Origin of the sequence: Salegentibacter sp. BLCTC (assembly GCF_015143665.1) — a bacterium.
GTDB classification, from domain to species: Bacteria; Bacteroidota; Bacteroidia; order Flavobacteriales; family Flavobacteriaceae; genus Salegentibacter; species Salegentibacter maritimus.
Genome location: NZ_WYEW01000023.1, coordinates 1 through 4,373 on the forward strand (window position 1 = coordinate 1; position 4,373 = coordinate 4,373).

Annotated in this window: 3 protein-coding genes; all 3 read right to left on the minus strand. The window is 30.5% G+C overall.

Annotation, left to right across the window (positions count from 1 at the left end):
- Window positions 1-354 precede the first annotated feature (354 nt).
- Window positions 355-669: a hypothetical protein gene (locus tag GUB10_RS15810; protein ID WP_193712421.1), complete on the minus strand. Its 315-nt coding sequence runs from the start codon at window positions 667-669 to the stop codon at window positions 355-357.
- Window positions 656-2,797, minus strand: coding sequence for a hypothetical protein (locus GUB10_RS15815; protein ID WP_193712422.1), 2,142 nt, complete (start codon window positions 2,795-2,797; stop codon window positions 656-658). Before GUB10_RS15815 ends, GUB10_RS15810 begins: the two co-directional genes overlap by 14 nt.
- A 189-nt stretch (window positions 2,798-2,986) precedes the next feature.
- Window positions 2,987-4,114: a hypothetical protein gene (locus GUB10_RS15820; RefSeq protein ID WP_193712423.1), complete on the minus strand. Its 1,128-nt coding sequence runs from the start codon at window positions 4,112-4,114 to the stop codon at window positions 2,987-2,989.
- Window positions 4,115-4,373: the final 259 nt, after the last annotated feature.

Sequence of the window (4,373 nt, forward strand, 5' to 3'; positions counted from 1 at the left end):
CTTTCAAGATCTTGATGATCTGACTTTCTGTAAATCTACTTTTTTTCATCGGACAGTTTATCGGTTTTAAAATTAACAATTTCGAATTTTAAACTGTCTTATTTTTAGGGAAGGCTACATTTTTAGGGAAGGCTACAAATCAAAAAGTATTTTCTCATAATGTTTTCTTTTGTAGATGTTTGCTATGATTATTGGGTTGCGTCACTCACTTGCGCCTAACGGTCTCGGCTATCGCAAGTTGCGGGAGTAGGGACGCGGAGTTGTCGGTTTATTTGTTTTCTTTCCTGGTTTTTAAAATTACACTTTTTCGACTATACCCGTTATTTGCGATGAGCCGTTGTTAGGCACAGTATTTTATTCTTCTTCGTCTTCAGGTATTTCTTCTATTAATTCAAAATCTTCTAGTTCCTTATAAACACTTAAAAGTTCATTGTTTAATTGGCTGATATATTCCTTACTAACATGATAATATAAATCTTCTTTTTCTTCTTCAAGTTCAAATTTGAAGGTGCCTTTTTTCAAACGTTTCAATAGTGAGTTAAATACGCCCTTTACATGGTTTGGATTATCATCAGTTAATATGATATTTAGCCGTTGGTCTTCTGAAAATACTAGGCTCAAAGTTGTATTTTCCTCTTCTCTAATTAATTCTGCCTTATAAGTTTCCATAAATTTTTCCTCTTTCTCCAAAGGCGTCTCTACCGCCTTCTAATGTTTTCATACTAATTTCTTTCCAATCTAAATCTTCTTTATCACCATAGGTACATTTCAAGCTATTACTAAATGGATTGCCTGTGTAGGTATAATAATTACCTTGGTCATGTGATCGATAAATTGAATTATATGGTAAGGTTCTAACAGCAATATTTGCATCATGTGTTGCAATAATTACAATTTTTCCAATTTTTGCTCTATCCTTGAGTAGAGGAACAATTACATCATTGATATAGTCATTTCCTAAGCTTTTCTCAGGTTCATCAATTAAATAAATTTCTTTATCCTCTTGTAATTCATTATGCAGTAGAATCATGGATGATTCTCCACTTGAAGGACTATACATTTCGCCATTAAGGATGAAGTGCTTATTAAATAACATTAAGTTATTTACACTATTAACTATTTCTTGGCCCTCAATCGCGTTAAGTGAAGCGATTTTTTCAAATAAATTGTTAGTGTATACATTCTTTTCAATGAGTTCTAATTGTTTAGCAACTTTTTTCTGAGGGGTTTTATTTACTTTCCCAATGGTTGAAAAATCAGGATCACTGAAATGTCCGTTTTGAATCTTGAAATTAGTCTTGCAATACAATTCGCCTTTGGCTCCTAAGCTACCAACATACACTTCCTTTGGCTCAATTTCTTTATTTATATTATTATTTATTTTTTTAATATCATTTTCAATATTTATTCTATTACTCGCATATTCAAAAAAGCCAGTTTTAGTAGGTTTTTCTGGAACTCCAGTTTTTTTGGATATTTCGGAACTGAAAATGTTTATTATGCTATTAAATAGTTTTACACTCTTTTCAGCCACAAATCTATCTTCAGACTTTTCTTTTAATTCATTAATTATTCTATCAAGAACAGAAACTAATTCTTGAAACAAATCTTCGCTTATAAGAGCTTGTAAATTATCATCTGATTCAATAAAGCTATTGAATTCATAAAATTCAGTTAGAACTTCTTTTATTTCACGAAATTTTCTTTGAAGTTCAGATTCGTCTAAAATTGCGAAATTTTTAATCTTGATTTTTTGAGAAATTCTATTTGTTTCCTTGGTTGAGAAATGCTGGCGATATTTTGATAAGCTTGTAATATTGACTTGTGTTGCATTTCTGATCCTTTCAAGTTCTATTTCACATTTATCAATTTCATATTCTCCAACATCAAATTTTAAATCATTTCCTTTTAAATCATGGATATCTTTTAATTGTTTTTCTGTAGACTTATACACCTCAGTTTTAAGGCCTTTTGCATTGTAATAATCTGATAAATGTTGGAGAATTTCTGTCTTGCCAGTTCCTTTTGAACCGAAGATTATATTAATGTCATTATAAATGTTTAGGTCAATTAGCTCGGCAGCAGAAAATGGATTTAAAACTATATTTTCTTGATTCTTGGAATCTAACATAGTTTTTATAGTAACGTCATCTTTTTCTAAAAGCAGACAGAATTGTTCAAAGCTTGTTACTGGTAATCTTAATTCCGGTAAATTTTGTGAATTTCCTTCATACTTCTCCCAATTGTGAACATCTGATCCATAAATGGAATTATGACCATGACTTATATAAATTCCTGCGGAAATTGCATTAGTTGCTTCCTTTAATATTCTTTTTTTATTTGAAGTTAGATTTCCTAGTTTTTCTACTGCTTCATCATCTAAGTTTGGTTTCTTAATAAAGTAATGAGGTATGAAGATGCAATCTAAATCATCAAAATTCTCTACAGTATCCTCTAGACTTATTGTAAAATTATCAGCAGTTTTACCTTCTAGTAATTTTTGTATTCGAGTAGCAAACTCATGAGCATTAGTTGGATTTACAATTACTAATAAATGAGCTCTGTTACCATTCTCGACTACATCTAATTCAATTCCAGGCCAGATTTGACAAATTCCTTCGACTCTTTTTTGGAATTCAGCATATTGCTCTAAATCAAAATGATTATGATTTGTAATTGCTAGAATTTTTACTTCTGTATTTTTTATAATTTCTTCAAATCTGTCAGCATCAATATTTCGATCAGGTGAATCTCCTTGTTTTGTTTTTTTGGTATGGACATGGATATCAATCTTCATATATTATTAGTAAGAATTATTTTTTAAAATATTGTGCCTAACGGTCTCGGTTATCGCCAGTTGGCGGAGTAAGGGATGCGGATTTGTCGGCTTAGTATTTGTTTGTTGGTCAAGTTAATTATGTTCTTACTAACGGTGCCGCTTATTGGCGATTAACCGTTGTTGTAAACAGTACATTACGGCAATTATTTAATTGAATAAATCTTTAAATTTTACACCTTCTTTTTGTTCCAATTGAGTTTTATTCAGGTGCTCATATTGTAAACCGAATTTATCAAAATCAAGTTCATTCTCCGAAAACGGGTTTTTAAACAAAAATTGCTCAACAGAATTTAAATAGTAAGCATTTGCTTTAGTAATTAAAACACCACTTAAATTTTTTAATCTTGGTCTTTTATTATAAAATAGTCCATCTGGTTTTCTAGTTCTTCTGGGATTTCTATTTTTTGGATCCATTGAATAAGTTATTGCTTCCGATCCCCAGACTGCATTATAAATTGAAAAAGTATTTGATGTTTCATAGTCTAATGCATTTAAGCATACTATAAATGGTTTGTCTAATTCGCCATATCGTTTTGCTTTTTTACTTATTGATTTTTTTAATATTTCTTCCCCACTTTCCAATGTTTCGAAAGGATAGGATCCGATAGGTCGATTTTTTTCTAGATTATTATTTTCATTTTTAATTGAGAAAAGTCCTATTTCTAAAAATATATCTTCGTTATCAATAATGATTTTTGGAGCACTGGAGATTTCACCAGACTCAAATTTTCTGGATAAACCTTCTAAATTAAAGGTTGAAATTTGCCTATGTATTTCTCCTTTAATTTTCGCTGCACTTGGTTGCGTATTATTTTTTAGTTTAAGGTCTTCTAATAAAAGTATTTTATTGTTGAAATTATCTTTACTTATTTCATCAAATAATTGATTAAGTTTTCTCTGCTCTGCCTTTTCTTTCTCTGATTTACTACTAACGGTTTTAGCCTCTATATAAATTTCTAAGCCATCTTTTGAAATGAGAAAATCAGGTCTTTTATTTGAATTTGGAACGGTTGGATGTATTTGTATAATAAAATCAAGCTTTTTAAATGATGTATAAAGATATAGCTCGAAGAATGCTGATTCAAAATCAATTTCAAATCGAATTTTTAATTCTTTTTTCTCTTCATTTGGATAATTTTTAAACCAATTATTCAATCTCTCTCTAGCCTGGGCAATTATCTCTCTTGAACTTTTGTTCAAATAATCATAATCATTTTCATTATGCTTAGATGGCTCCTCATTATTTCTTGGAATATCATCAAATAATTCTAGCATTTAAAGCGAAATTTTAAAAATGTATTGTTTACAACGTCCCGTATAAAAACTGTGCGAGCTGGCGCGCGTGATTGTCCGCAGGACAATCCGCTGAGCAAGCGAGCACGGAACTTCGATTCGAGACTAATTTGAGCATTGTTTTTAGCATCAATGAAAAAGCAGTAATCGAGTATCTTTAATATTCACCATAAAAACTAAAGATATGGAATCCCGAGTTACTGCCCAACCAAAGTTATTCATAGGAATCGACATCCACAAG